This is a genomic window from Caballeronia concitans, from assembly GCF_001544615.1.
Classification (GTDB): Bacteria; Pseudomonadota; Gammaproteobacteria; order Burkholderiales; family Burkholderiaceae; genus Caballeronia; species Caballeronia concitans.
The window spans coordinates 846,314-869,699 of record NZ_FCNV02000001.1 but is presented as its reverse complement, the minus strand read 5'-3'; the positions used below and the strand labels follow the sequence as shown (position 1 = coordinate 869,699).

At 63.6% G+C, this 23,386-nt stretch carries 23 protein-coding genes and 1 tRNA gene; 13 read left to right on the top strand and 11 right to left on the bottom strand.

The window, feature by feature from the left end:
- Positions 1–15 precede the first annotated feature (15 nt).
- The 3 genes from AWB72_RS04045 to AWB72_RS04035 all read left to right on the top strand — a co-directional run bounded on the left by AWB72_RS04045 (position 16) and on the right by AWB72_RS04035 (position 2,376).
- Positions 16–957, top strand: a complete 942-nt coding sequence (locus tag AWB72_RS04045) for a CysB family HTH-type transcriptional regulator (RefSeq protein WP_040051750.1) — start codon at positions 16–18, stop codon at positions 955–957.
- 63 nt (positions 958–1,020) lie between these two features.
- On the top strand, positions 1,021–2,181 hold the full coding sequence (locus AWB72_RS04040) for an ABC transporter substrate-binding protein (RefSeq protein WP_040051749.1): 1,161 nt from the start codon (positions 1,021–1,023) through the stop codon (positions 2,179–2,181).
- A gap of 110 nt (positions 2,182–2,291) precedes the next feature.
- Positions 2,292–2,376 (top strand) — tRNA-Leu (locus tag AWB72_RS04035).
- Between the two features lie 223 nt (positions 2,377–2,599).
- Here the strand turns inward: AWB72_RS04035 and AWB72_RS04030 are convergent.
- Positions 2,600–2,995, bottom strand: a complete 396-nt coding sequence (locus tag AWB72_RS04030) for a hypothetical protein (RefSeq protein ID WP_244285511.1) — start codon at positions 2,993–2,995, stop codon at positions 2,600–2,602.
- Between the two features lie 342 nt (positions 2,996–3,337).
- Here AWB72_RS04030 and AWB72_RS04025 point away from each other — a divergent pair, with 342 nt between their 5' ends.
- The 3 genes from AWB72_RS04025 (at position 3,338) to AWB72_RS29070 (ending at position 6,358) form a co-directional block, all read left to right on the top strand.
- Positions 3,338–5,227: a hypothetical protein gene (locus AWB72_RS04025; protein WP_040051748.1), complete on the top strand. Its 1,890-nt coding sequence runs from the start codon at positions 3,338–3,340 to the stop codon at positions 5,225–5,227.
- 81 nt (positions 5,228–5,308) lie between these two features.
- On the top strand, positions 5,309–6,031 hold the full coding sequence (locus AWB72_RS04020; RefSeq protein WP_040051747.1) for a pseudouridine synthase: 723 nt from the start codon (positions 5,309–5,311) through the stop codon (positions 6,029–6,031).
- Between the two features lie 150 nt (positions 6,032–6,181).
- The gene (locus AWB72_RS29070; RefSeq protein ID WP_040051746.1) at positions 6,182–6,358 is read left to right on the top strand and encodes a hypothetical protein; all 177 of its coding nucleotides are present in this window, start codon (positions 6,182–6,184) and stop codon (positions 6,356–6,358) included.
- Between the two features lie 9 nt (positions 6,359–6,367).
- Here the strand turns inward: AWB72_RS29070 and AWB72_RS04015 are convergent, their stop codons facing one another.
- Entirely contained in the window at positions 6,368–7,375 is a 1,008-nt protein-coding gene (locus AWB72_RS04015; protein WP_040051947.1) for an NAD-dependent epimerase/dehydratase family protein, read from the bottom strand.
- 92 nt (positions 7,376–7,467) lie between these two features.
- Between AWB72_RS04015 and AWB72_RS04010 the strand changes: the two genes are divergently transcribed.
- The 3 genes from AWB72_RS04010 (at position 7,468) to AWB72_RS04000 (ending at position 10,383) form a co-directional block, all read left to right on the top strand.
- Positions 7,468–8,499, top strand: a complete 1,032-nt coding sequence (locus AWB72_RS04010) for a CDP-6-deoxy-delta-3,4-glucoseen reductase (protein ID WP_040051745.1) — start codon at positions 7,468–7,470, stop codon at positions 8,497–8,499.
- 280 nt (positions 8,500–8,779) lie between these two features.
- Positions 8,780–9,964 (top strand): acetylornithine transaminase, encoded by a 1,185-nt coding sequence (locus AWB72_RS04005; protein WP_040051744.1) that lies wholly within the window; start codon positions 8,780–8,782, stop codon positions 9,962–9,964.
- Positions 9,961–10,383 (top strand): GNAT family acetyltransferase, encoded by a 423-nt coding sequence (locus AWB72_RS04000; protein ID WP_040051743.1) that lies wholly within the window; start codon positions 9,961–9,963, stop codon positions 10,381–10,383. Before AWB72_RS04005 ends, AWB72_RS04000 begins: the two co-directional genes overlap by 4 nt.
- 626 nt (positions 10,384–11,009) lie before the next feature.
- Here the strand turns inward: AWB72_RS04000 and AWB72_RS03995 are convergent.
- The 7 genes from AWB72_RS03995 to AWB72_RS03965 form a co-directional block, all read right to left on the bottom strand.
- Complete coding sequence (locus AWB72_RS03995; protein WP_040051742.1) at positions 11,010–11,732, bottom strand: ABC transporter ATP-binding protein; 723 nt, start codon at positions 11,730–11,732, stop codon at positions 11,010–11,012.
- Positions 11,733–12,509 (bottom strand): ABC transporter ATP-binding protein, encoded by a 777-nt coding sequence (locus tag AWB72_RS03990; RefSeq protein ID WP_040051741.1) that lies wholly within the window; start codon positions 12,507–12,509, stop codon positions 11,733–11,735.
- Between the two features lie 15 nt (positions 12,510–12,524).
- Positions 12,525–13,694: an ABC transporter permease subunit gene (locus AWB72_RS03985; protein ID WP_040051740.1), complete on the bottom strand. Its 1,170-nt coding sequence runs from the start codon at positions 13,692–13,694 to the stop codon at positions 12,525–12,527.
- Between the two features lie 25 nt (positions 13,695–13,719).
- On the bottom strand, positions 13,720–14,670 hold the full coding sequence (locus tag AWB72_RS03980; protein ID WP_040051739.1) for a branched-chain amino acid ABC transporter permease: 951 nt from the start codon (positions 14,668–14,670) through the stop codon (positions 13,720–13,722).
- Positions 14,671–14,892: 222 nt separating this feature from the next.
- On the bottom strand, positions 14,893–16,122 hold the full coding sequence (locus AWB72_RS03975; protein ID WP_040051738.1) for a branched-chain amino acid ABC transporter substrate-binding protein: 1,230 nt from the start codon (positions 16,120–16,122) through the stop codon (positions 14,893–14,895).
- A 346-nt stretch (positions 16,123–16,468) separates the two neighbouring features.
- Positions 16,469–17,437, bottom strand: a complete 969-nt coding sequence (gene ispH, locus AWB72_RS03970) for a 4-hydroxy-3-methylbut-2-enyl diphosphate reductase (protein ID WP_040051737.1) — start codon at positions 17,435–17,437, stop codon at positions 16,469–16,471.
- A gap of 2 nt (positions 17,438–17,439) precedes the next feature.
- Positions 17,440–17,895 carry an FKBP-type peptidyl-prolyl cis-trans isomerase gene (locus AWB72_RS03965; protein WP_040051736.1) on the bottom strand — a complete coding sequence of 152 codons (456 nt, stop codon included), beginning with the start codon at positions 17,893–17,895 and terminating at the stop codon, positions 17,440–17,442.
- Positions 17,896–18,099: 204 nt separating this feature from the next.
- Here AWB72_RS03965 and radC point away from each other — a divergent pair, with 204 nt between their 5' ends.
- The 4 genes from radC (at position 18,100) to nadB (ending at position 21,314) form a co-directional block, all read left to right on the top strand.
- Positions 18,100–18,828 (top strand): RadC family protein, encoded by a 729-nt coding sequence (gene radC, locus AWB72_RS03960; protein ID WP_052450013.1) that lies wholly within the window; start codon positions 18,100–18,102, stop codon positions 18,826–18,828.
- A 234-nt stretch (positions 18,829–19,062) separates the two neighbouring features.
- Complete coding sequence (gene rpmB, locus AWB72_RS03955) at positions 19,063–19,296, top strand: 50S ribosomal protein L28 (protein WP_008351171.1); 234 nt, start codon at positions 19,063–19,065, stop codon at positions 19,294–19,296.
- An 11-nt stretch (positions 19,297–19,307) separates the two neighbouring features.
- Positions 19,308–19,475: a 50S ribosomal protein L33 gene (gene rpmG, locus AWB72_RS03950; RefSeq protein WP_007180630.1), complete on the top strand. Its 168-nt coding sequence runs from the start codon at positions 19,308–19,310 to the stop codon at positions 19,473–19,475.
- A 240-nt stretch (positions 19,476–19,715) separates the two neighbouring features.
- The gene (gene nadB, locus AWB72_RS03945; protein WP_040051946.1) at positions 19,716–21,314 is read left to right on the top strand and encodes an L-aspartate oxidase; all 1,599 of its coding nucleotides are present in this window, start codon (positions 19,716–19,718) and stop codon (positions 21,312–21,314) included.
- 9 nt (positions 21,315–21,323) lie between these two features.
- Here nadB and nadC read toward each other — a convergent pair whose 3' ends face one another.
- The gene (nadC, locus tag AWB72_RS03940) at positions 21,324–22,187 is read right to left on the bottom strand and encodes a carboxylating nicotinate-nucleotide diphosphorylase (RefSeq protein WP_040051734.1); all 864 of its coding nucleotides are present in this window, start codon (positions 22,185–22,187) and stop codon (positions 21,324–21,326) included.
- Entirely contained in the window at positions 22,187–23,314 is a 1,128-nt protein-coding gene (gene nadA / locus AWB72_RS03935; protein WP_040051733.1) for a quinolinate synthase NadA, read from the bottom strand. The genes nadC and nadA overlap by 1 nt, the downstream gene beginning before the upstream one ends.
- Positions 23,315–23,386 lie beyond the last annotated feature (72 nt).

Here is a 23,386-nt window from a genome sequence, read left to right as displayed (position 1 = left end):
AACGAAGGGTTCTAAATGAATTTGCATCAGTTCCGCTTCGTGCGCGAGGCCGTGCGGCAGAACTTCAACCTGACGGAAGCAGCGAAGGCACTGTATACATCGCAGCCGGGCGTGTCCAAGGCGATCATCGAACTGGAGGACGAGCTCGGCGTCGAGATCTTCACGCGTCACGGCAAGCGCGTGCGCTCGCTCACCGAGCCGGGGCGCATCATTCTCGCCTCGGTCGAGAAGATCCTGCAGGAAGTGGAAAGCCTGAAACGCGTCGGCAAGGACTACGCGGCGCAGGATCAGGGCAATCTCGTCATCGCGGCCACGCATACGCAGGCGCGCTACTCGCTGCCGGCGGCCATCGCCGAGTTCAAGAAGCGCTTTCCGAAGGTGCACCTTTCGATCCTGCAAGGCAGCCCGACGCAGGTCGCGGAAATGGTCATCCACGATCAGGCGGACATCGCCATCGCGACGGAAGCCATCGCCAATTACAAGGAACTCGTGTCGCTGCCCTGCTTCCAGTGGCAGCACCTCGCGGTCATGCTGCCCGATCATCCGCTGCTGGAGCGCAAGCTTCTCACGTTGGACGATCTCGTGCAGTACCCGCTCATCACCTACGATGCCGCGTTCGCCGGCCGCACCAAGATCAATCAGGCGTTCGCGCTGCGGTCGCTGACGCCGGATATCGTGCTCGAAGCCATCGACGCGGACGTCATCAAGACGTATGTCGAACTCGGGCTGGGCGTCGGGATCATGGCGGATATCGCGTTCAATCCGGAGCGCGACCGTCATCTGCGCGCGATGCCCGTCGGCCATCTGTTCGGCAGCAACGTCACGCGGCTCGCGCTCAAGCAAGGCGCCTATCTGCGCAGCTATGTGTATACGCTCGTCGAGCTGCTGTCGCCGTCGATGAACCGCAAGCTGATCGAACAGGCGCTTTCCGGCGAGCACGAGAGCTACGAGCTGTAACGGCGACGCCGTCACGCCGTCACGCCGCCTACAAGAATACGAACCTCCCTGGAGACCTTTCCCATGACGTTGTCGAAGATCACGCGCCGGTTCGCCGCCGGCGCCGCCCTGACTTTGCTGGCCGCCGCCGCGCACGCGCAAATCAAGGTGGGCGTGGACCTGTCGAGCACGGGCCCCGCCGCCGCGATCGGCATCACGAGCAAGAACGCGATGCTGATGTGGCCGAAAACCATCGCCGGGCAGGACGCGCAGTACATCATTCTCGACGACGGCTCGGACCCCGGCGCGGCCGTGCGCAATATCCGCAAGCTGATCACCGAGGACAAGGTCGATGTGATCGTCGGCCCGAACATCACGCCGGCGGCGCTCGCGGCGCTCGATCCGGTCGCCGAATATCAGACGCCGATGATCACGCTGATCGGATCGGCGTCCGTCGTCGAGCCGCAGGAAGGCAAGAAGGTCTGGGCGTTCAAGATGGCGCAGACCGACCGCGCGATGGCCGACGTGATGACGCGTTACATGGCCAATCACGGTGTGAAGACCGTGGGTTTCATCGGTTTCGCGGACAGCTACGGCGATAGCTGGCTCAGCGAATTCACGAAGTTCGCGGATTTGCGGCATATCAAGATTGTCGCGAGCGAGCGCTTCAACCGGACCGACGCGAGCGTCACCGGGCAGATTCTCAAGCTGATGGCGGCGAAGCCCGACGCGGTGCTGATCGCGGGCGCGGGCACGCCGACGGTGCTGCCGCAGCGCACGCTCGTCGAGCGCGGTTTCAAGGGCGCGATCTATCAGACGCACGGCATCGCGACGCCGGAGTTCATCAAGCTCGGCGGCAAGGATGTGGAAGGCACGCTCTTCCCGACGCAGCCGGTGGTCGTCGCGCGCACGCTGCCGGCGGATCATCCGTCGAAGAAGGCGGCGCTCGCGTTCGTGAACGCCTATGAGGATAAATACGGCAAAGGCTCGGTCACGCAGTTCGCCGGCGATGCGGCGGGCGTGTATCCGCGCCTGCAGGATGCCGTATCGCGCGCGCTCAAGGCGGGCAAGCCGGGGACGAAGGAATTTCGCGTCGCGCTGCGCTCGGAACTGGAGCACGCGCATGAGCTGGTGGTGCCGAACGGCGTGGTGAACACGAGCGCAAGCGATCACGTCGGGCTCGATCAGCGCGCGAGCGTGATGGGCGTCGTCAAAAACGGCGCGTTCACGTATCTCAGCCAGTGATCCCGGATTCAGTCCTGACTGCTTGCTCAGCGCGGGGTTTTCGGTCATAATCGCCGACTCGATTGGACGTTGCGTTTCTTCCCGCTTCGCCTCTTCGAGCAAGACAGCGTGCCCAGGTGGTGAAATTGGTAGACGCAGGGGACTCAAAATCCCCCGCCGCAAGGCGTGCCGGTTCGATTCCGGCCCTGGGCACCAAGGATTCAAGGCAAAAAGCCGCTCCCATAAGGGAGCGGCTTTTTGCGTTTTGGGGCGTGGGGTTGGCGGCGGCGTTGGAAAGCGCAGTCGTTTCAGTGTTTCGCGGCGTGCTGTTTCTCTTTTTCGATCCTTCGCCGGAATTGCCAGTCGACGATTCTGGGCGTGCAAAACTGGCCGAAGACGCACATCACGACAAGCGGCCAGTATTCGCGAAAAAATCCCATCACAAACTCCAGCATGTCACCTCCTTATCCTTGCTGAAAGTCAAATAAACGGAGAGTCCGTAGTACGCCGAAGCTTCAATCAGGGGATGCAAAGGCAGCAAAGCTCTGACGTCCTCATTGAAGGAGGCGATAAACAGATATAACCATAGGAGCACCCCGCCCAGCGAGGCGAATATTCCCATATTCGCGATAAATATTGCGCGCTCGAGACGCTGTCCCAATTGCCAGCGTACAGGGCCTTGGAGCAGTTCCATTGGAAGCGCGGCGAGCGCCATATTGATGCTGATGCCAGAAGCCACCAACGAAATCGGAAAGAACTCGTTCGCTCCGGGCTGCTTGAGCGCAACCCGCACGATGTATTCGATCATGCCCATGAACAAGGGAAGCGAGAACACGAGGTGCTGACTCGTTGGCCGAAGCCGAATTGCGGTCATCGATATGTCCCTGCTGTACTTTGATCAGCGCAACTGTCGCGCGCAGGCCGCGTATCGTGAAGTCGTCCGTTCGGCTAATGCCGTCGGCATAGGCCCCGCCCCGCGCTTTCCTTACACGATCATTGCCCGAAATGTGCGCAATCGCGTAGAGCCGGTCCGGTTTTCGTCGAGAGAATGGGTCGATCCGCGTAAGAGAGTCTCCGTCCCGGCGCAGTTGCACGCACGCTCGTCCACTTTGCTGGCGGATTTCTCGGTTCCGTGACTTCGGTTGGAGCGCCGCGCAACCTGACTCAAGAGGCACCGATGATGCAATCCGAATATTCGCTGTCGCTCGATGCGGTCATCTGCCGCCGTTGCAACGCGGTGTCGCCCGCCGTCAACGATACCTGTCCGTCTTGCGGAGCCGATCGCCAGGGCGCGATTTTCACGAGTGTCACCGACCAGGACGCCGCCGCCGCGCCGGTCGAGGATTCGCGCGATTTCGTCGACTTGCGCGACACCGGCTGGCTCACGCGACTCGCTCGCCGGAAGATGGTGACGTCGTATCCGAGTCTCGTGGAACCCGGGGATGCGCCCCCGTCACCGGAACGCAAGCCCGCGCGCAAGGGCCTCGCTGTGCTCGTGGGCGGCGTGGTCGCGGCAATCGCGGCGGGCGGCTATTACTATGCGCGGATGGATGATCGGTCCGCTTCGCCACCGTCCGTCAGCGTGGCGGGCTCAATCGGCAAAGGCGCGTCGATGCCGCGAGATCACGGCGATGCGGACAGGCCCGCGCTGGACCGCAATCGCACTGACGACACGGCTGCGCAGGCGGATCATCGGGATGAACCACGGATTGCGTCCGCTTCGGCTTCGGCCGGCACGGCGGCCGGACGCGCGGCAAGCATGCCCGCGACGGCGGCGGTTGTCGCGGTCGCGCCATCCGCGCCGGCCGCGTCGTCGTCCAAGCCCGTCGCGGAAATTCGCGTTCCGGCGACGGCGAACGAATCACCCAAATCCCGAGACGCATCCAGACAAGCCGTCGCCGACGCGATCGATCTCGCTGCGAAGCGCGACGCCGCGCCGCCGAATACCGCAACGGGCGCGGTCGTCTCGCAGATACCGTCGCACGCGGTGACTACCGCCGCTTCGCGATCGGCAAGCGGCGGCGCGCCGCAAAGCGCGCAGTCGGCGGCGTCGGTCGCATCCTCACTTTCAGCGAGCGAAGCCCCGCGCGCCATGGCGGACGCCACGCCTGCCGCGCGCATCGATGCGACCAAGGCACGCGTCGCGCCCGCGACGCCAGCAACATCGGCGCTCGCGGGCAGCGCGTCTTCCGCCACCGTGGCTGCGACTGCGGCCGCGTCGCCATCGATAACGGCGAGCGCGAAGCCCGCTGCGCATGTCGCATCGACGCCGCTCGCCGCCACTCCGGCAACCGTGCCGATTCTGGCGAATCGAAGCACGGTCGTCGCATCGCAATCCGCGACGACGACAGCGCAAGCGAGCCGTCCCACGCAAACCGCACCGCGTGCTGCAGCCGCCGCGACCGTGGATTCATCGCCCGCCGCGCCGAAAATTGCGCCGAAGCCCACGCCGACCGCCGCCCCGCAAACCGTCGCCGGCGCAAATCAGGCGATCACGCAAGAACGCCCTCGCAAGCCGGACACGGACAAGTCCACCACCGCCGCCCCCACGCAGGAAGCGCCCTCGCCGGCAGAGGCGCGCACCATCGCGGCAGTCCGGCAAGCGCTCGCGAGCCGCGATCTCGCCGCGGCCCGCCGCCACCTACGCGGCCTGACGGCGACGCAATCGCGCAGCCCGCAAATCCAGCAGCTTGCCGCCGACGTCTCCCGCCAGGAACGCGCGCGCGACAGCGCAATGGCCAACGCCCGCTCGTGCGCGGCGAGCCACGAGCCGGCGTGCGCGGTACGCAACGCGCGCCGCGCGGTCGCGCTCGATCCGCGCAACGCGCAAGCGCAGGCGGTCCTCAAGCACGCGATGACCGTCCAGGCCGACGCCAACACCGCCTATTTCCGTCAGGCGAGCGCGCTGCCCGCGCCGGCGGTCCCGTCGATGACCTTCGACGGTCGCTGGAGCGTCGGCAGCAAGAGCGCGTCGGCGTCAGGCGGCCGGAGCGACGCGTCAGGCGCGTACACGCTCTTCGGCTGGGGCGTGCCGGCGGTAACGAAGGGACGCGGCGACGCGCATTGACGCGACGGCGCGCCACCGGTTGAAAGCCGCAAGCCACGCATCCGGCCTTGCTAGAATGCGGCTCCAACTCCCTCCTCTCCGATGGACCTCGAAACCCTCCTCTTCTCCCAAGGCTTCGGGTCGCGCCGCCAGTGCCGCGGGATCATCGCCGAAGGGCGCGTGCGCGTCGGCGACGACGTATGCACCGATCCGCGCGCCGACGTTCCCATCGCGACATCGCCCGATTTCGACGTCGACGGCCGCAGGTGGACGTATCGCGAAAAGGCGTACATCGCGCTCAACAAGCCCGCGGGCTACGAATGCTCGCGCGATCCGCAGCATCACCTGAGCGTGTTTCATCTGCTTCCGCCGCAGCTCGTCGAGCGCGGCGTGCAGCCTGTCGGACGGCTCGATCAGGATACGACCGGCCTGCTTCTCTTCTCCGACGACGGCGCGTTCGTCCACGCCTTCACATCGCCGAAGCGCAAGGTGCCGAAGGTCTATCTGGCGACGGTGCGGCATCCGATCGACGATGCGCAGCTCGCGAGCCTCCGCGAAGGCGTCCTTCTTCACGGCGAATCGAAGCCGACGGCCGCGCTCGCCGCTCATCGGCGCGATGAACGGCTGCTCGAACTCACCGTGCTCGAAGGCAAGTATCACCAGGTCAAGCGGATGGTCGCGGCGGCGGGCAATCGCGTGGAGCAGTTGCATCGGGAGCGCATGGGCGGCTATGCGCTGCCGGCATCGCTCGAGGAAGGCGAATGGCGCTGGCTCGATGCAGACGATCTCGCCGCACTCCGCGCCAAGGACGAAAGCAACGCCTAACGCCTGAGCGAAGAAGCCACGCGCGCATCCATTTGCAAATCCGTAGAACTCCCGACGCTCGCCCGTTGCGCCGCAGCATGCCTTCCGGTTCCGCCGCTCATATACTCGTATTACGGAACCAGAATGACTAGAACAAAGGCAGGAGGAATCATGGCTTCCCACATGAGCGTCGCACTGGTTGCTTTCGTCGCGTTGTGCGCGGTTCTGATCGGGGTATTGGGCGTCGTCATGCACGCGCGCCACAAGTACTCGCCGAATCTGATCGGCGCACTGATCGGCGCGTTGATGTGCTTCGTGCTGCTCGAAACGATCCCGGCGCTGATCTAGTCCCGCGCACTACGTCGCTCGCGCGGCGTGTGCGCGCAGGAAATCGTCGACGGTCGGATAGCGCAGCGCGTATCCCAGTTCGCGCTTGAGACGCGCGTTGCGAAGCCTTCGCGATTCGCGCATGAACGACAGCGTGATCGGTTCGAGCCGCGTGTCTGCTTCCTCGCGCGTGATGCGCGGCACGCGGGGCAACCGATAAGCATCGGCCACGCGGTCGAAATAATCGGCCATGCGCAGGTCCGTATCGTCCGATGCGTTGATCACCCGCTGCGGCCGTCCCCGCGCGAGCGCGCGCACGATGATCGCGGCGAGATCGTCGGCGTGAATGTGATTCGTGTAGACGTCGTCGCGTTCGACGAGCGCGGGCATTGCCCGTTCGATGCGCGCGAGCGGCAGACGGTTCTCCGCGTAAATGCCGGGAATGCGCACGATCGACACGCGCCATCCGCTTTCCACGCCCGCCGCGCGCAACTGCTTCTCCGCCGATACGCGCCGCAGCGCGCGATCGTTCCCGGGCCGCGCGGGCCGCGTTTCGTCGATGATCGCGCCGCCGCAATCGCCATAAACGCCCGTCGTGCTTGCATAAACGAAGCGCAAAGGCGCGCGGCGCGATGCGGCTTTCGATGCGGCTCTAAAAGGCCCCTCGGGTACAATGAACGACGGACCACGGCGCACCGGATGCGCGCCACGCGCGACAGAACGACGAGGCGCGCGCAATGCTGCAAGCAAGGCGCGCGTGCGGCGGTCGATGTCGCCGTCGCGCGCTGGCGGTGCAAGATGCAGCACGTGCCGCGCGATGCCCGCGAGCCTCGCGAGACGCTTGCGTGCATCGAGATCGCCGGGAATCGGCAACGCGCCCGCCGCGCGCAGTTCGGCCGCGCGTTCGGGTTGATGCGTGAGCGCGATCACGCGCGGCGCCGCGGCGCGCGCCTGAAAGAGCGGCAGCGTGCGCAGCCCGACATCGCCGCATCCGACGATCAGCACGCGCGCGCGGCGCAGTTTTCGAGTGGCGATCATGCGAGGCATTGTAGCCGCCGCCCGTTCCACGCGTTTGGCCGCGAACACGCGGCATCGACAGACACATTCACACCATCGCACGAAATTTTTCTATGGCATTCAACGTAACGCTCCGGCAAAGCGGCCGGCAGTTTCAGGTGGAACCCGACGAACCGGTCCTGACCGCGGCGCTGCGCCAGGGCATCGGCCTGCCCTACGGCTGCAAGAACGGCGCTTGCGGTTCCTGCAAGGGCTCGGTCGTCGAAGGGGAAATCGAGCAGGCGCCGCATTCATCGTCGGCGCTCTCGAACGATGAAAAAACGCGCGGCATGGCGCTCTTCTGCTGCGCGACCGCGCAGAGCGATCTGACCATCGACGTGCGCGAAGTGGCGGGCGTCGGCGACGTGCAGGTGAAGAAGCTGCCTTGCCGCGTCAATGCGCTCGAGCGCCGCGCGGACGATGTCATCGAACTGAAGCTGCAGTTGCCCGCCAACGAGCGCCTGCAGTATCTCGCGGGGCAGTACATCGAATTCATTCTGAAGGACGGCAAGCGCCGCAGCTATTCGATGGCGAGCCCGCCGCATCACGAAGGCCCGCTCGAACTGCATATCCGCCACATGCCGGGCGGCACGTTCACGGACCACGTGTTCGGCGCGATGAAGGAGCGCGACATCCTGCGCTTCGAAGGCCCGCTCGGCACGTTCTTTTTGCGGGACGAATCCGACAAGCCTATCGTGCTGCTCGCCTCGGGCACGGGCTTCGCGCCGATCAAGGCGATCATCGAGCATGCGGTGTTCAAGAACCTGAATCGCCCGATGACGCTCTACTGGGGCGGCCGCCGCAAGAAGGACCTGTACATGATGGAGCTCGCCGAGCAATGGGCGAAGGAAGTGCCGAACTTCAAGTTCGTGCCGGTGCTCTCCGAACCCGATGCAAGCGACAACTGGCATGGCCGCACGGGTTTCGTTCATCGCGCGGTCATCGAAGATTTGCCGGACTTGAGCGCGTATCAGGTCTATGCATGCGGCGCGCCGGTGATGGTGGAATCGGCGCAACGCGATTTCACGCTGCATCATCGTCTGCCGGAGGACGAGTTCTACGCGGACTCGTTCACGAGCGCAGCCGATCTCGCGCATCCGGTCTGATCGCTCGATGCAGGCAAGCCGTCCGCGCGTGGGAAATTCGCGCGGGCGGTTTACATGCACGAACTTCATAACGTATCCTTCGCGAATGAACTCGATCCTGAACGCACTTCGACGCCGCCGCTCGCCGCTTCCCTAGGGATGCCGCTGGCTCGTCAAGCATTCGCGCTCGTCATGGTTCGGTCACATTGAAGCGCAGAGAATGAAGCCACGGAAACACCGTGGCTTTTGTTTTTTGCGCGCCGCTTTTTCTTTTCGTCATCGCCTCGTGGAGCCCGCTGTCATGAATTTCAATGAGTACCCTGTCGATTCGCTGATGTACATCACGAACCGTCCCGAGATCGTGTTCACGCACGGCAAGGGATCGTGGCTCTACGACAATACCGGCAAACGCTATCTCGACTTCATTCAGGGATGGGCGGTCAATTCGCTCGGTCATTGCAACGACGGCATGATCGAAGCGATGGAAAAGCAGGCGCGCACGCTGATCAATCCGTCGCCGGCGTTCTACAACGGTCCGATGGCGCAGCTCGCCGGCCTGCTCACGCAGCATAGCTGCTTCGACAAGGTGTTCTTCGCGAACAGCGGCGCGGAGGCAAACGAAGGCGCGATCAAGCTCGCGCGCAAGTGGGGCCGCAAGTTCCGCAATGGCGCGTACGAGATCATCACGTTCGATCACAGCTTCCACGGCCGCACGCTCGCGACGATGTCCGCGAGCGGCAAGGCGGGCTGGGACACGATCTACGCGCCGCAAGTGCCGGGTTTTCCGAAGGCGGACCTGAACGATATCGCGTCCGTCGAGAAGCTCATCAACGAAAAGACCGTCGCGGTGATGCTGGAGCCGATTCAGGGCGAAGGCGGTGTGATTCCCGCGACGCGCGAGTTCATGCAGCAATTGCGCGCGCTGACGAAGCAGCACAATCTGCTCTTGATCGTCGATGAAGTGCAGAGCGGTTGCGGCCGCGCGGGGACGTTGTTCGCGTATGAGCTGTCGGGCATCGAGCCGGACATCATGACGCTCGGCAAGGGCATCGGTGGTGGCGTGCCGCTGGCTGCGCTGCTGTCGACGGCGGATGTCGCGTGCTTCGAGGCGGGCGATCAGGGCGGCACGTACAACGGCAATCCGTTGATGACGGCGGTGGGTTATTCGGTGATTTCGCAACTGACCGCGCCGGGCTTTCTCGAAGGCGTGCGCGAGCGCGGCGAGTATTTGCGTAGCGAATTGCTGAAGCTGTCGGATGAGCGCGGGTTCAAGGGCGAGCGTGGCGAAGGCTTGCTGCGCGCGTTGCTGCTCGATAGCGACAAGGGACCGCAGATCGTCGAGAAGGCGCGGTTGATGCAGCCGGACGGTTTGCTGTTGAACGCGGCGCGGCCGAATCTGCTGCGCTTCATGCCGGCGCTCAATGTCACGAAGGACGAGATCGATCAGATGCTTTCGATGCTGCGTTCGGTGCTCGATACGCTGTGATCGTTCGGACTTTCGAGCTACGCGATCGCGATGCCGTGATCGCGTTGTGGCGCGACGTGTTTCCCGAGTATGCGGATGCGTCGAGGCCGCAGCGCGATCCGGCGCTGTCGATCGCCAATAAGCTGGCTACTCAGCCTGAGTTGTTCTTCGTCGGGGTGATCGACGATGTCGTCGTCGGGACCGTCATGTGTGGGTATGACGGGCATCGTGGATGGGTTTATTCACTTGCCGTCAGGGCTTCGCTTCGCCGATTGGGCTTTGGGCGCAGGTTGATGCTTCATGCTGAAGCGGCGCTTGCTCGGCTTGGATGCCCTAAAGTTAATTTGCAGGTGCTTTCCGTTCGTCACGAGCTGGTTTCGTTCTACGAACGGTTGGGGTATCGGGTTGATGATGTCGTTAGTCTTGGGAAGCGGCTTTAGGCTTCTTTCTTGTCGTTGAACTTGTATTCGTGTCGGTCTATTTGCGTTGCCCCTCCCCGGGGCGGGGGTCACTTTCTTTGCTGCTGCAAAGAAAGTGACCAAAGAAAGCAGCTTTCTAGGCCCGAAGCACTTACCGTCTGGTCACTGCGTAGTGCCACGTTGGCACTCAGCTTGAATCAACCTTGGAGCACCTTCCACGCCCGCTGAGCGCCACGTCCTCCGAGCCCCCTGGCTCGACAAAACCATCGCGCACATCGCAGCACGCACTAAACAACGCAAACGAAGAACAATGGCGAGCAACGACGCGACGCGTCGGTCCGACTTGCGTCTTGAATCGGGAGTTGAATCACGTGGCGCGCATAGTGCGCGATGGTGTTAACGAGCCGGGGGCTCGCATGGGGTGGCGCGCAGTGGGCGCGGAAGGTGATTCAGGGCTGTGTCAAACTGAGTGCCAATCTGGTTCTACGGAGTGATCACGCAGTCGGTGCTTCGGGCCAGAAAAGCTGCTTTCTTTGGTTACTTTCTTTGCAGCAGCAAAGAAAGTGACCCCCGCCCCGGGGAGGGGCGTGCTAATAGACCGACACGAAAAAACGAAGCAACGCCCAAACCCCGGGCGCCAGCGGATATCACTCCCCGAGATAAGCAGCCCGAACCTTAGGATCATCGAGCATGATCTTGGCGTCGCCGGACATAGTGACAGTCCCCGAGTCCATGACATACCCGCGATTAGCGGCCTGAAGCGCGAGCCGCGCGTTCTGCTCGACGAGCAGCACCGTCAGCCCTTCCTTGGAAATCTCGCGAACCACTTCGAAGATCTTCTCGACCATGATCGGCGAAAGCCCCATCGATGGCTCATCGAGCAACAGCAGCTTCGGACGCGACAACAAGGCACGCGCCATCGCGAGCATCTGCTGCTCGCCGCCGGAGAGCGTCCCGGCATACTGCGACGCACGCTCCTTCAGACGCGGAAAGAAGCCGAACATGCGCTCGGTGTCCTTCTGAATGCCGTCGTTATCGTTACGCAGATACGCGCCCATCTGCATATTCTCGAGAATCGACATGCGCGCGAAGATGCCGCGCCCTTCCGGCACCATCGCCAGACCGCGCTTCAAAAGCTCGTGCGTCGGCACGCCCTTGATCGATTGCCCCATGTACTCGATATCGCCGCCCGAAAACGGCTTGAGACCGGTAATGGCCTTCATCGTCGTGGTCTTGCCCGCGCCGTTCGCGCCGATCAGCGTGACCAGTTCACCCTGCCCGACTTCCAGATCGACACCCTTCACCGCCTGGATGCCGCCGTAATTTACCTGCAGACCCTTGACCTTCAACATCGCGTTCGTGGTCGCCATTTAGTGCACCCCCGCACCCAGATATGCCTCGATCACCTTCGGATCCTTCTGCACGTCCTGCGGCAGACCCTCGGCGATCACCTTGCCGTAATCGAGCACCGTCATGCGGTTGCACAATCCCATCACGAGTTTCACGTCGTGTTCGATCAACAGAATCGTCCTGCCGTCCGCGCGAATCTTGTCCAAAAGACGCGTCAGTTCGACCTTCTCCGTCGCGTTCATGCCGGCCGCGGGTTCGTCGAGCGCGAGCAGCTTCGGATCCGTCGCCAATGCACGCGCAATCTCCAGCCGACGCTGATGCCCGTACGACAGATTGCGCGACGTGTAGTCCGCGTACTGCAGCACGCCGACATACTCCAGCAGCTCCAGCGCGCGCTCCTTGATCTCGCGCTCTTCGCGGCGTTCCGCCGGCGTCTGCAACACCGCGCCGATCAGCCCGTGCTTCGTGCGCACGTGACGTCCGACCATCACGTTCTCCAGCGCGGTCATGCCGCCGAAGAGACGAATGTTCTGGAACGTGCGCGCGATGCCCGCCTTCGCCACCTGATACACGGCGGTCGGCGTATAGGCTTCGCCGTCGAGCTTGAATACGCCCGAATCCGGCGTGTACAGGCCCGTGATCACGTTGAAGAATGTGGTCTTGCCGGCGCCGTTCGGGCCGATCAGACCGTAAATCTCGCCTTCCTTGATTTCGAGGCGCACATCCGAGAGCGCCTGCAAGCCGCCGAAACGCTTGTTCACGCCCTGCACGGACAATCGAGTACGTTTTTCGCTCATTTCCTTATCCCCCGCTTAGGCGCGCACCGGCTTCTTGCCGCCGCGCTTCGCGATCTTCGCGATCTTGTCTTCGTGTTTCGCGGCGGGCCACAGGCCTTCCGAGCGATACAGCATGATCAGCACCATCGCCAGACCGTACAGCAACTGGCGGATGACTTCGGTATCCACGATCTGATGGCCGAAGATGGCGTTCTGCAGCGGACCCATCGTCGAGCGCAGGAACTCGGGGAACACGGCGAGCAGCACCGCGCCGAGAATCACGCCGGGAATGTGACCCATGCCGCCCAGCACCACGCACGCCAGCACGACGATCGATTCCCAGAATGTGAACGATTCCGGCGACACGAAGCCCTGGAACGCGCCGAACATCGCGCCGGACAAGCCGCCGAACGACGCGCCCATCGCGAACGCGAGCAGCTTCACGTTGCGCGTGTTGATGCCCATTGCCTTCGCGGCGATTTCGTCTTCGCGGATCGCGGCCCATGCACGGCCGATGCGCGAATGCTGCAGACGCGTGCACACCCAGATCACGAGCAGCGCGCCCAGCACGAACAGGTAGTAGTACATGTACACGGACGGGAACTTCATGCCGAAGAACTCGTGCGTCTGCGACAGGTTGAAGCCCGCCACCGTCACCGGATCGATGCCCGTGATGCCCTTCGGACCGTTCGTGATGTTGACCGGACGATCGAGGTTGTTCATGAAGATCCGGACGATTTCCCCGAAGCCGAGCGTCACGATCGCGAGATAGTCGCCGCGCAGACGCAGTGTCGGCGCACCGAGCAGCACGCCGAACGTGGCGGCGAGCGCCATCGCGATCGGCACGATGATGAGAAACGGCACGTGCAATCCGGCGGGCGCAAGGTGCGCGATCCACTCGAACTGCGACGTCAGTTGCGGCGACGACAGCAGCGCCGCCGTGTACGCGCCGACCGCGTAGAACGCGATGTAGCCCAGGTCGAGCAGGCCGGCGAAGCCGACCACGACGTTGAGGCCCAGCGCCAGCATCACATAGAGCATCGCGAAGTCGAGCACGCGCACCCAGTAGTTGCCGCCCGCCGCGCCGATGACCATCGGTGCGGCGATCACGAAGATCGCGGTGATGACGCCGACGACGAGCGTCTTCGTCATGTTCTTTTCGGGGATGAGCGTCGTGGACGGCTCAATCGGTTGAATCGAAGTCATTTTTCTGAGCTCCTCACACGAGTCTTTAAGCGCGGTCCGCGACACGTTCGCCGAGCAGACCCGACGGACGGAACACGAGCACGATGATCAGCACGATGAAGGCGAACACGTCCTGGTAGTTACTGCCGAAGACGCCGCCCGTCAGGTTGCCGATATAACCGGCGCCCAACTGCTCGATCAGCCCGAGAAGCACGCCGCCGACCATCGCGCCGCCCAGGTTGCCGATACCGCCCAGCACCGCGGCCGTGAATGCCTTCAGGCCGGGGATGAAGCCCATGTAGAAGTGCGCGTTGCCGTATTCCGACGCGATCATCACGCCGGCGAGCGCCGCGAGCGCCGAGCCGATCATGAAGGTCGCGGAGATCACGAAGTTCGGGTTCACGCCCATCAGCGACGCGACGCCGGGGTTTTCCGCGATCGCACGCATCGCGCGGCCGAGCTTGGTCTTGTGCACCAGCAGCAGAAGTCCCGCCATCACGAGGAACGCGACCACGATGATCACGATTTCCGTCATGGAGATGACCGCGCCCGGATTGTTCTCGCCGGCGGTGATCACATTGATCGGATCGGTCGGCAGAAGCTGCGGGAACGCGAGCGGATTGCGGCCCCAGATCATCATCGCGATGGTCTGCAGCAGAATCGACACGCCGATGGCGGTAATGAGCGGCGCGAGACGCGGTGCTTTACGCAGTGGCCGGTAAGCGACCTTTTCGATGGTGTAGCCGACGACCGCGCAGACGACCGCCGCGACGACGAGGGCGATCGTCAGCATGATCGGCCCGGGCATCGAAGGAAAGTGGTTTTGCATGACGCCGATTGCGGAAAGCGCGACCATCGCGCCCACCATCAGCACGTCGCCGTGCGCGAAGTTGATGATGCCGAGAATGCCGTACACCATCGTGTACCCCAGCGCGATGATGGCGTAGACGCTGCCAAGCACCAGACCGTTGATGATCTGCTGGATGAAAATATCCATTTAAAGCTCCTTAGCCCCGTGCGACCGGATGACGCCTTTATCACCGGCCGATAAACCGGTGTGAAGCGAAATCTGGAGCAGCACTGCGCGTACTTTTGAAAAAAACCGGTAAGGGTTAAACGCCTGCCGTGCCGCCCGCCGCCGGATAGGTGCGGGCATCCGCCAGACGGATACGAAACGGCGCTGTCGGTTAGACGCCGCAAGACCTGCAAACGCCTGCTGCTACTGCTTGACGACGTCGAGCACGTCCTTCTTGTTGTCCTTGAAGTCGTAAAGCGTGATGGTGCCTGCCTTCAAATCGCCTTTATCGTCAAACGCGATATGCCCCGTCAGACCATTGAAGTCCGTCGTGGCCATCGCCGCGAGCACCTTGCCCGCTTCGATGGAATTGGCGCGCTTCATTGCATCGACGATCACGTACATCGCGTCGTACGTGAACGGCGCGTAAATCTGCACCGGCGTGTGGAAACGAGCCTCGTACTTCTGCGCGAAGTCCGCGCCCTTGTCCATCTTCGAAAGCGCGGGACCCGCTTCGGAGCAGACGATGTTCTGCACCGCGTCGCCCGCAAGCTGCGGCAGCTCCTGCGTGCAGACGCCGTCGCCCGCCAGGATCTTCGCCTTGACGCCGAGCGCCGTCGCTTCCTTCGCGAACGGGCCGCCCGTCACGTCCATGCCGCCGTACATGACGACATCGGGCTGCATGCGCTTGATCTTCGTGAGGATCGCCTTGAAATTGCGCGCCTTCTCGGTTGTCGACTCGCGCGCGGCGATCTTTACCCCGCCCGCCTGTATCGTCTTCGCGAATTCGTCAGCGAGGCCGCGACCGTAGGCGCTGGCGTCATCGACGATCACGACCTTGCGCGCATGCAGCGTCTTCATCGCGTAGCCGGCCAGCACGGGGCCTTGCTGCGCGTCGGTGGCCACGACGCGGAACGTCGTCTTGTAACCTTGCTTCGTGTATTGCGGGTTCGTCGTCGAGGGCGAAATCTCGGCGATGCCCGCATCGCTATAAATCTTCGACGCCGGTATCGACACGCCCGAGTTCATATGGCCGATCACCGCGACCACATGATGGTCGACGAGACGCTGCGCGGCTTCTTCGCCGGTGCGCGGATCGGCTGCATCGTCCTGGCTGTCGAGTTCGAGGCGAATGGAGCGGCCATCGATCGTCAGTCCCTGGCTGCTGATCTCTTCCAGCGCGAGGCGGGCGCCATTCTCGTTATCTTTTCCGAGATGCGCCTGCGTGCCGGTGAGCGGCGCGACGTGACCGATCCTGACGACCGTTGCCTCGCTCGCGGGCGCAGGCGCAGGCGCGGGCGTTGCAGCCGACGCGACCGCGGCGCTCGTCGCCGACGCTGCCCCGCTCGCTCCGCCCTCGTCCTTCTTGCCGCATGCCGTTGCCATTGCAACCGCAGCCGCGATGGACACGGCGTGAGCAAACTTGAATCGCATCAGATAGGTCTCCTGCGCCTTTCAAAACCGTTACCAAAGCCCCTGGGGACTGAAGACGCGCGAATTGTAACGCCAAATATGAGACGAGCAATATTCTTGCGTGGCGGGGTTTTCCAGCATTGCAACCCTCATTTTCAGGCGATTTTCCCGCAATAGCGCAACCGGGTTGCGATCCTTCGTTGTGCAGCAGTTGCACCACTTCGGGAGTGGGCCTAAAACGAGCCGAACATCGCACGTCATTTCGATGCCCCGCTTCGGTGCATTCGACGATTCGGGCGGCGAACTGTTCCATATCGGCGGACGAAAAAAAAGCGCCCGGAGGCGCTTTTCGAGGAGTTCGTCTAAATCACTGCGGCAAGGACAATCCGCGCGGAAGCGGAAACGAGATCGTCTCTTCGATGCCTTCCAGCGAACGCACGCTGCGCACGCCCAGCTCGCGCAATCGTTCGATGACCGCCTGCGCCAGCACTTCCGGCGCCGACGCGCCCGCCGTCACGCCGATGCGCTTCTTGCCCGCGACCCACGCCGGATCGATCTGCGACGGCGAATCCACCATATAGGCGGGAATGCCGCTGCGCTCGGCCACTTCGCGCAGCCGGCTCGAATTCGAGCTGTTCGGGCTGCCGACCACGATCACGACATCGCACTGCGGCGCGAGGAACTTGACCGCGTCCTGGCGATTCTGCGTCGCATAGCAGATGTCCTGCTTCTTCGGCTCCTTCACGCCGGGATACTTCGCCTTCAGCGCATCGATGATGGCGGAGGCGTCGTCGACGGAAAGCGTCGTCTGCGTGACATAGGCGATGCGGTTCGGATCGCGCAGATCGAGCTTCTGCACGTCCTCGATGTCTTCGACCAGATGCATGCCCTCGCCCGACTGCCCCATCGTGCCTTCCACTTCCGGATGGCCCTTGTGTCCGATCATCACGATATCGAAGCCTTCCTGGCGCATCTTCGCGACTTCCATATGCACCTTCGTGACGAGCGGGCACGTGGCGTCGAACACGCGCAGCCCGCGCGTTTCGGCTTCGGCGCGCACCGCCTTCGAGACGCCGTGCGCGCTGAAGATCAGCGTGCTGCCTTCGGGCACGTCCGAGAGTTCTTCAATGAAAATCGCGCCTTTCTTGCGCAGATCCGCGACGACATACGCGTTATGGACGATCTCGTGCCGCACGTAGATGGGCGCGCCGAACAGTTTGATGGCCCGCTCGACGATCTCGATCGCGCGATCGACGCCCGCGCAGAACCCGCGCGGCTGCGCGAGCAGGATTTCGAGGTCGGTGTCGATATCGGTGAGGCTTTCAGTCAGGCTCATGGCTACAGAATTCCGATGATTTTCACTTCGAAGGCCAGCGCCTGGCCGGCGAGCGGGTGATTGAAGTCGAAGAGCGCGGACGTCTCACCCACTTCCTTGAGCACGCCCGCATAGCGCCCGCCGTTGGGCGCGTTGAATTCGACGAGATCACCCGGAGAAAAATCCTCGCCGATCATGCTGTTTTCGCGCAGCGTCGCGAGCGACACGCGCTGCACCAGTTCCGGATTGCGCGGCCCGAACGCCTGGTCGGGCGTTAGCTGAAAGGTCGAATGGTGGCCGACCTTCAGCCCGAGCAGAATGTCTTCGAGCGGCGGCGCAAGCTGGCCCGCGCCGAGCAGAAGCGTGGCGGGCTTGTCGGTGAACGTGTTGACGATGTCGGCACCATCGGCCAGTGCAAGCCGGTAATGAAGCGTGACATGGGAACCGGGTTTCACCTCGGAAATATCGATGATGCTCATGAGTATTGGATGTGGCGATTCAGTAACGAGCGCGGCGGGCGCCGGGCCAGCGGCGGCTCGTCGGCACGAAGCTGCGAACCGCGTGGCGCAGCGTGAGAGCGTGCGCCAAAACCGCTATTGTAAGACAGAGTTGCAGAGCGCCGCGTCGGGCGAGTGCGTCGTTCGTGCGGCGCGTCTCGCTCCGGCAGTCGCATGGAGCACGCGATGACAACCTGCTTGCCCCTGCTCGCGCCCGTCGTGGAAGACCACGCGCCGCTCCTGTCGATCCCGCAGTGGGACGAAGCCGACCGCCCGCGCGAGCGCCTGCTCAAGGCCGGACCGGCCACGCTTTCCGACGCCGAATTGCTCGCGCTGTTCCTTCGCACCGGCGTGACAGGCCGGACCGCCGTGGATGTCGCCCGCGCGCTGCTGCGGCGATTCGGCTCGCTGCGCGCGGTGCTGGACGCGTCCGCATCGGAATTGCAGGACGAGCGCGGCGTCGGCGAGGCGCGCGCGGCGACGCTGCTCGCGGTATCGGAGCTGTGCCGGCGCGCGCTCGCGGAAAAGGCGCGCGACCGGATGCTGCTGAATTCGCCGGGCGCGGTCGAAGATTTTCTGCGCCTGAAGATCGGCACGCGGCCGAACGAGGTGTTCGTCTGCATCTATCTGGACGCGCGTCATCAGTTGCTGGATATCTGCGAGGAGGCGCACGGGTCGCTCACGCGCGTGGCCGTGTACCCGCGCGAGATCGTGAAGCGGGCGCTCGCGGTCAACGCGGCGGGGCTGATCGTCGCGCATAATCACCCTTCCGGCGGCGTCGATCCGAGCGCCAGCGACCGCAAGCTCACGCGCACGCTGCAGGACGCGCTCGGTCTGATCGACGTGAAACTGCTCGATCATATGGTCGTCGCGTCAAATGACATTTTTTCGTTCGCCCGCGAAGGCTGGCTTTGAAACGTTCGACGCGCGGACAACACGGCGTCGGAAAACTTGATAACACACTGTTTTTCCTGCTAGAATCCTCGTTTCGTTTTTTCAACCCGCCTAATCTGACCAACGTAGTCCTCATTGGCATAACCGTGCTGCCAAGTCCCCGATCGGCAAATTGGGCGATTAGAGGCATCGCATGAAGGAAGCCCCTTCATTCGAGCGTTCGACTCAGACTCAACGTGTATTAGGAGTGTCACCATGGCACGCGTATGCCAAGTAACTGGGAAAGGCCCGATGTCGGGCAACAACGTTTCCCACGCAAACAACAAGACCAAGCGTCGTTTCCTGCCGAACCTGCAGAACCGCCGTTTCTTCGTTGAAAGCGAAAACCGCTGGGTCCGTCTGCGCGTCTCGAACGCCGGTCTGCGCCTGATCGACAAGAACGGTATTGACGCCGTGCTCGCAGACCTGCGCGCACGCGGTGAAATCTAAGGAGCACGCACATGGCCAAAGGCGCACGCGACAAGATCAAGCTGGAATCGACCGCAGGCACGGGTCACTTCTACACGACGACCAAGAACAAGCGCAACATGCCGGAAAAGATGCTGATCAAGAAGTTCGATCCCGTCGTCCGCAAGCATGTTGAGTACAAGGAAACCAAGATCAAGTAAATTCCGGTCGGTTCTGTCCTCCGCTTGAGGCGAAGATGGAACCAAAACCGCGCTTGATATTGAGTGCCTGAACGAAGACAGCAGAAAGCCCCGCCAACGCGGGGCTTTTTGTTTTTCCGGCCGAAAATTGTTCGGATTCACAGCCGTGTCACGTGCCCGTGCGCCGGTTTTCGTTGTTTCCGCTGCGTCCCGCGCGTTATGCTTGCCGGCTACGCAGGACCGAAACGGAGACACGGCAGCATGAATTTCGACGTAGCAATCGTGGGAAGCGGCCTCGCGGGACTGAGCGTGGCGCTGAATCTGGCCGAGACGCGGCGTGTCGCGATCATCGCGAAGCGCGCGGTCAGCGAAGGCGCGAGCGACTGGGCGCAGGGCGGCATCGCGGCGGTGCTGGATTCGGCCGACAGCATCGACAATCACGTTGCCGATACGCTCGTCGCCGGCGGCGGACTGTGCGACGAAGCCGCGACGCGCTTCATCGTCGAAAACGGGCGCGCGGCGATCGAATGGCTGATCCAGGCAGGCGTGCCCTTCACGCGCGACGTCTCCGCCGAACTCGGCTTCCATTTGACGCGCGAAGGCGGCCACAGTCATCGCCGGATCATTCACGCGGCGGACGCGACCGGCCACGCCGTCGTCACCACGCTCAACGAACGCGTGCGCAATCACCCGAACATCACCGTTCTCGAAGATCACTACGCGATCGATCTGATCACGTCCGACCGGCTCGGCCTGCCCGGTCATCGGTGTCACGGGCTGTATGCGCTCGATCTGGAAAGCGGCCGCACCGTGACGATCCAGGCGCCGCACACGGTCCTCGCGACGGGCGGCGCGGGCAAGGTGTATCTCTACACGACGAATCCCGACACCGCGACCGGCGACGGCATCGCGATGGCGTGGCGCGCGGGCTGCCGCGTGTCGAACATGGAGTTCATCCAGTTCCATCCGACGTGCCTCTTTCACCCGTACGCGAAGTCGTTCCTCATTTCGGAAGCGGTGCGCGGCGAAGGCGGCGTCCTGCGTCTGCCGGACGGCACGCGCTTCATGCCGGAGCACGACGAACGCGCCGAGCTTGCGCCCCGCGATATCGTCGCGCGGGCGATCGATTTCGAGATCAAGAAGCGCGGCATCGACTGCGTCTATCTCGATATTAGCCACCAGCCGCGCGCGTTCCTCGAAGAGCATTTCCCGACGATCCTCGCGCGTTGCCGCGAATTCGGCATCGATATCGCGAAGGAGCCGATTCCCGTCGTGCCCGCCGCGCATTACACCTGCGGCGGCGTCGTCACCGATCTCGCGGGGCGCACGGATCGGCCGGGACTGTACGCGGTCGGCGAAACCGCGTGCACCGGCTTGCACGGCGCGAACCGGCTCGCGAGCAATTCGCTGCTGGAATGCATCGTGGTCGGCCGCGCGGCAGCGGACGCGATCGAAGCCGAGGGCTTTTCCTCGGGCTGCCACGCCGAGTTGCCCGACTGGGACGAGAGCCGCGTCTCCGATCCGGACGAGGAAGTCGTCGTCGCCCACAACTGGGACGAGTTGCGGCGGCTCATGTGGAACTACGTCGGCATCGTGCGAACGGACAAGCGGCTCGCGCGCGCGCAACATCGCATCGCGCTCTTGCGCGACGAAATCCACGAGTACTACGCGAACTTCAAGGTGAGCCGCGATCTCCTGGAACTGCGCAATCTCGTCGATGTGGCTTCGCTGATCGTCGAAAGCGCGTGTACGCGGCGCGAAAGCCGCGGCCTCCACTTCAGCCGCGACTGGCCGCAGACTTTGCCGAAGGCGCTGCCGACCGTGCTGATGCCGCCCGCCAAGCGGCGGCGCGGCGTCTGACGGCCGGGCTTACAGGATACGCATCGAAAAATCGGTGGCGCGCACGTCCTTCGTGAGCGCGCCGATCGAGATGCGGTCCACGCCCGTTTCCGCGATCGCCCGCACCGTCTCGAAATTCACGCCGCCCGACACTTCGAGCAACGCGCGGCCCGCGGCGATGCGCACGGCGTCGCGCATCGTGTCGAGCGCGAAGTTGTCGAGCAGGATCGATTCCGCGCGATGCGCCAGCGCCGTCTCGAGCTGCGCGAGCGTTTCCACTTCGATCTGAATCGGCACGCCGGCATTCAGGGCGAGCGCCGCATCCATCGCCGCGCCCACGCCGCCCGCCGCCGCGATGTGGTTTTCCTTGATCAGAATGCCGTCGTACAGCGCGAGCCGCTGATTCGCGCCGCCACCCACGCGCACCGCGTACTTCTGCGCGAGCCGCAGGCCCGGAAGCGTCTTGCGCGTATCGAGGATGCGCGCGCGCGTGCCTTCGATGGCATCGACATAACGACGCGTCGCGGTCGCTACCCCCGACAGCAGTTGCAGAAAATTGAGGCCGTTGCGCTCGGCGGTCAGCAGCGCGCGCGCCGGACCGTGCAGCAGCACGACGGGCGTATCCGCCGCCATCCGCTGCCCTTCGCGATACTGCCATTCGATCTCGATGGACGGATCGACGCGCCGCATCACTTCGACGAACCACGGCACGCCGCACAGCACCGCTTCCTCGCGCACGAGAATGCGCGCGGTGCGCCGCGAATCGGCGGGAACGAGGCGGCCGGTGACATCGCCGCTGCCGATGTCTTCGGCGAGCGCATCGGCGACATTGCGAGCGAGCGCCGCGTCGAAGGCTTCGCCGTACTGGGCGCGGACTTCTTCAAAAATCGACATCAGGCGGCTCCGACATTCGAAAACAGCGCGGCGTCGCGGGCGAGATCGCCGCTCGTCTGCACGCGCTTCTTGTGGCGCGCGGCGAAATCGAGCATCCGGTCGATGGGCACGCGCGCCCGCTCGCCGATGGCCGCATCGACGTGAATTTCGTTGTGGCCGCGTTCGAGCACGTCGGCGAGATTCGCGAGGCCGTTCATCGCCATCCACGGACAATGCGCGCAACTCTTGCACGTCGCGCTGTTGCCGGCCGTCGGCGCCTCGATGAACGTCTTGCCGGGCGCGGCGAGCCGCATCTTGTGCAGAATGCCGAGGTCGGTCGCGACGATGAAGCGCTGCGCATCGAGCCGCACGGCGGCGTCGATGAGCTGCGTCGTGGAACCGACGACATCCGCGAGCCGCACGACCGCTTCCGGCGATTCCGGATGGACGAGAATCTTCGCGTCCGGGTACTCCGCGCGCAGCAGGTCCAGTTCGATGCCCTTGAACTCGTCGTGCACGAGACACGAACCCTGCCACAGCAGCATGTCCGCGCCGGTCTTCTTCTGGATATAGCCGCCGAGATGCCGGTCCGGCGCCCACAAAATCTTTTCGCCGCGCGCATGCAGATCCGCGACGATTTCCAGCCCGATCGACGACGTCACCATCCAGTCGGCGCGCGCCTTCACCGCGGCGCTCGTGTTCGCGTACACGACGACGGTGCGGTCGGGATGCGCGTCGCAGAAAGCGGAGAATTCGTCGGCGGGGCAGCCGAGATCGAGCGAGCACGTGGCGTCGAGGTCGGGCATCAGCACGCGCTTGCCCGGGCTCAGAATCTTGGACGTCTCGCCCATGAAGCGCACGCCCGCCACGACCAGCGTCTTCGCGGCGTGGTCGCGCCCGAAGCGCGCCATTTCGAGCGAATCGGCCACGCAGCCGCCGGTTTCGTCGGCGAGTTCCTGCAATTCGGCATCGACGTAATAGTGCGCTACCAGCACCGCCTCTTCGCGCCGCAAGAGTGCGCGGATGCGCTCCTTCAATGCGCGCTTCTCTTCCGGCGACGGCGCGTTCGGCACTCTCGCCCACGCCTCGCCCACTCCACACGTCAGGCCATGCGGCCGGTCGTATTCGACGCTTTTGATCGCTTCCATGTCTCCTGTCCCTGCCCTTCGAACAAAACCAACGCGGAAATTCGTCGCCAAAAAACAAAGACCCCGCCAGAG

Bases quoted from the DNA above. Each gene is read 5' to 3' on its own strand.
- AWB72_RS03975 (WP_040051738.1), bottom strand. From the start codon at position 16,122: ATGCGATTCAAGTTTGCTCACGCCGTGTCCATCGCGGCTGCGGTTGCA.
- rpmB (WP_008351171.1), top strand. From the start codon at position 19,063: ATGGCACGCGTATGCCAAGTAACTGGGAAAGGCCCGATGTCGGGCAAC.
- AWB72_RS03965 (WP_040051736.1), bottom strand. From the start codon at position 17,895: ATGAGCATCATCGATATTTCCGAGGTGAAACCCGGTTCCCATGTCACG.
- ispH (WP_040051737.1), bottom strand. From the start codon at position 17,437: ATGAGCCTGACTGAAAGCCTCACCGATATCGACACCGACCTCGAAATC.
- nadC (WP_040051734.1), bottom strand. From the start codon at position 22,187: ATGTCGATTTTTGAAGAAGTCCGCGCCCAGTACGGCGAAGCCTTCGAC.
- AWB72_RS03995 (WP_040051742.1), bottom strand. From the start codon at position 11,732: ATGGCGACCACGAACGCGATGTTGAAGGTCAAGGGTCTGCAGGTAAAT.
- AWB72_RS04025 (WP_040051748.1), top strand. From the start codon at position 3,338: ATGATGCAATCCGAATATTCGCTGTCGCTCGATGCGGTCATCTGCCGC.
- AWB72_RS04015 (WP_040051947.1), bottom strand. From the start codon at position 7,375: ATGATCGCCACTCGAAAACTGCGCCGCGCGCGCGTGCTGATCGTCGGA.
- AWB72_RS04045 (WP_040051750.1), top strand. From the start codon at position 16: ATGAATTTGCATCAGTTCCGCTTCGTGCGCGAGGCCGTGCGGCAGAAC.
- nadA (WP_040051733.1), bottom strand. From the start codon at position 23,314: ATGGAAGCGATCAAAAGCGTCGAATACGACCGGCCGCATGGCCTGACG.
- AWB72_RS03990 (WP_040051741.1), bottom strand. From the start codon at position 12,509: ATGAGCGAAAAACGTACTCGATTGTCCGTGCAGGGCGTGAACAAGCGT.
- AWB72_RS04020 (WP_040051747.1), top strand. From the start codon at position 5,309: ATGGACCTCGAAACCCTCCTCTTCTCCCAAGGCTTCGGGTCGCGCCGC.
- rpmG (WP_007180630.1), top strand. From the start codon at position 19,308: ATGGCCAAAGGCGCACGCGACAAGATCAAGCTGGAATCGACCGCAGGC.
- AWB72_RS03985 (WP_040051740.1), bottom strand. From the start codon at position 13,694: ATGACTTCGATTCAACCGATTGAGCCGTCCACGACGCTCATCCCCGAA.
- AWB72_RS04010 (WP_040051745.1), top strand. From the start codon at position 7,468: ATGGCATTCAACGTAACGCTCCGGCAAAGCGGCCGGCAGTTTCAGGTG.
- AWB72_RS29070 (WP_040051746.1), top strand. From the start codon at position 6,182: ATGGCTTCCCACATGAGCGTCGCACTGGTTGCTTTCGTCGCGTTGTGC.
- AWB72_RS04005 (WP_040051744.1), top strand. From the start codon at position 8,780: ATGAATTTCAATGAGTACCCTGTCGATTCGCTGATGTACATCACGAAC.
- AWB72_RS04040 (WP_040051749.1), top strand. From the start codon at position 1,021: ATGACGTTGTCGAAGATCACGCGCCGGTTCGCCGCCGGCGCCGCCCTG.
- nadB (WP_040051946.1), top strand. From the start codon at position 19,716: ATGAATTTCGACGTAGCAATCGTGGGAAGCGGCCTCGCGGGACTGAGC.
- radC (WP_052450013.1), top strand. From the start codon at position 18,100: ATGACAACCTGCTTGCCCCTGCTCGCGCCCGTCGTGGAAGACCACGCG.
- AWB72_RS03980 (WP_040051739.1), bottom strand. From the start codon at position 14,670: ATGGATATTTTCATCCAGCAGATCATCAACGGTCTGGTGCTTGGCAGC.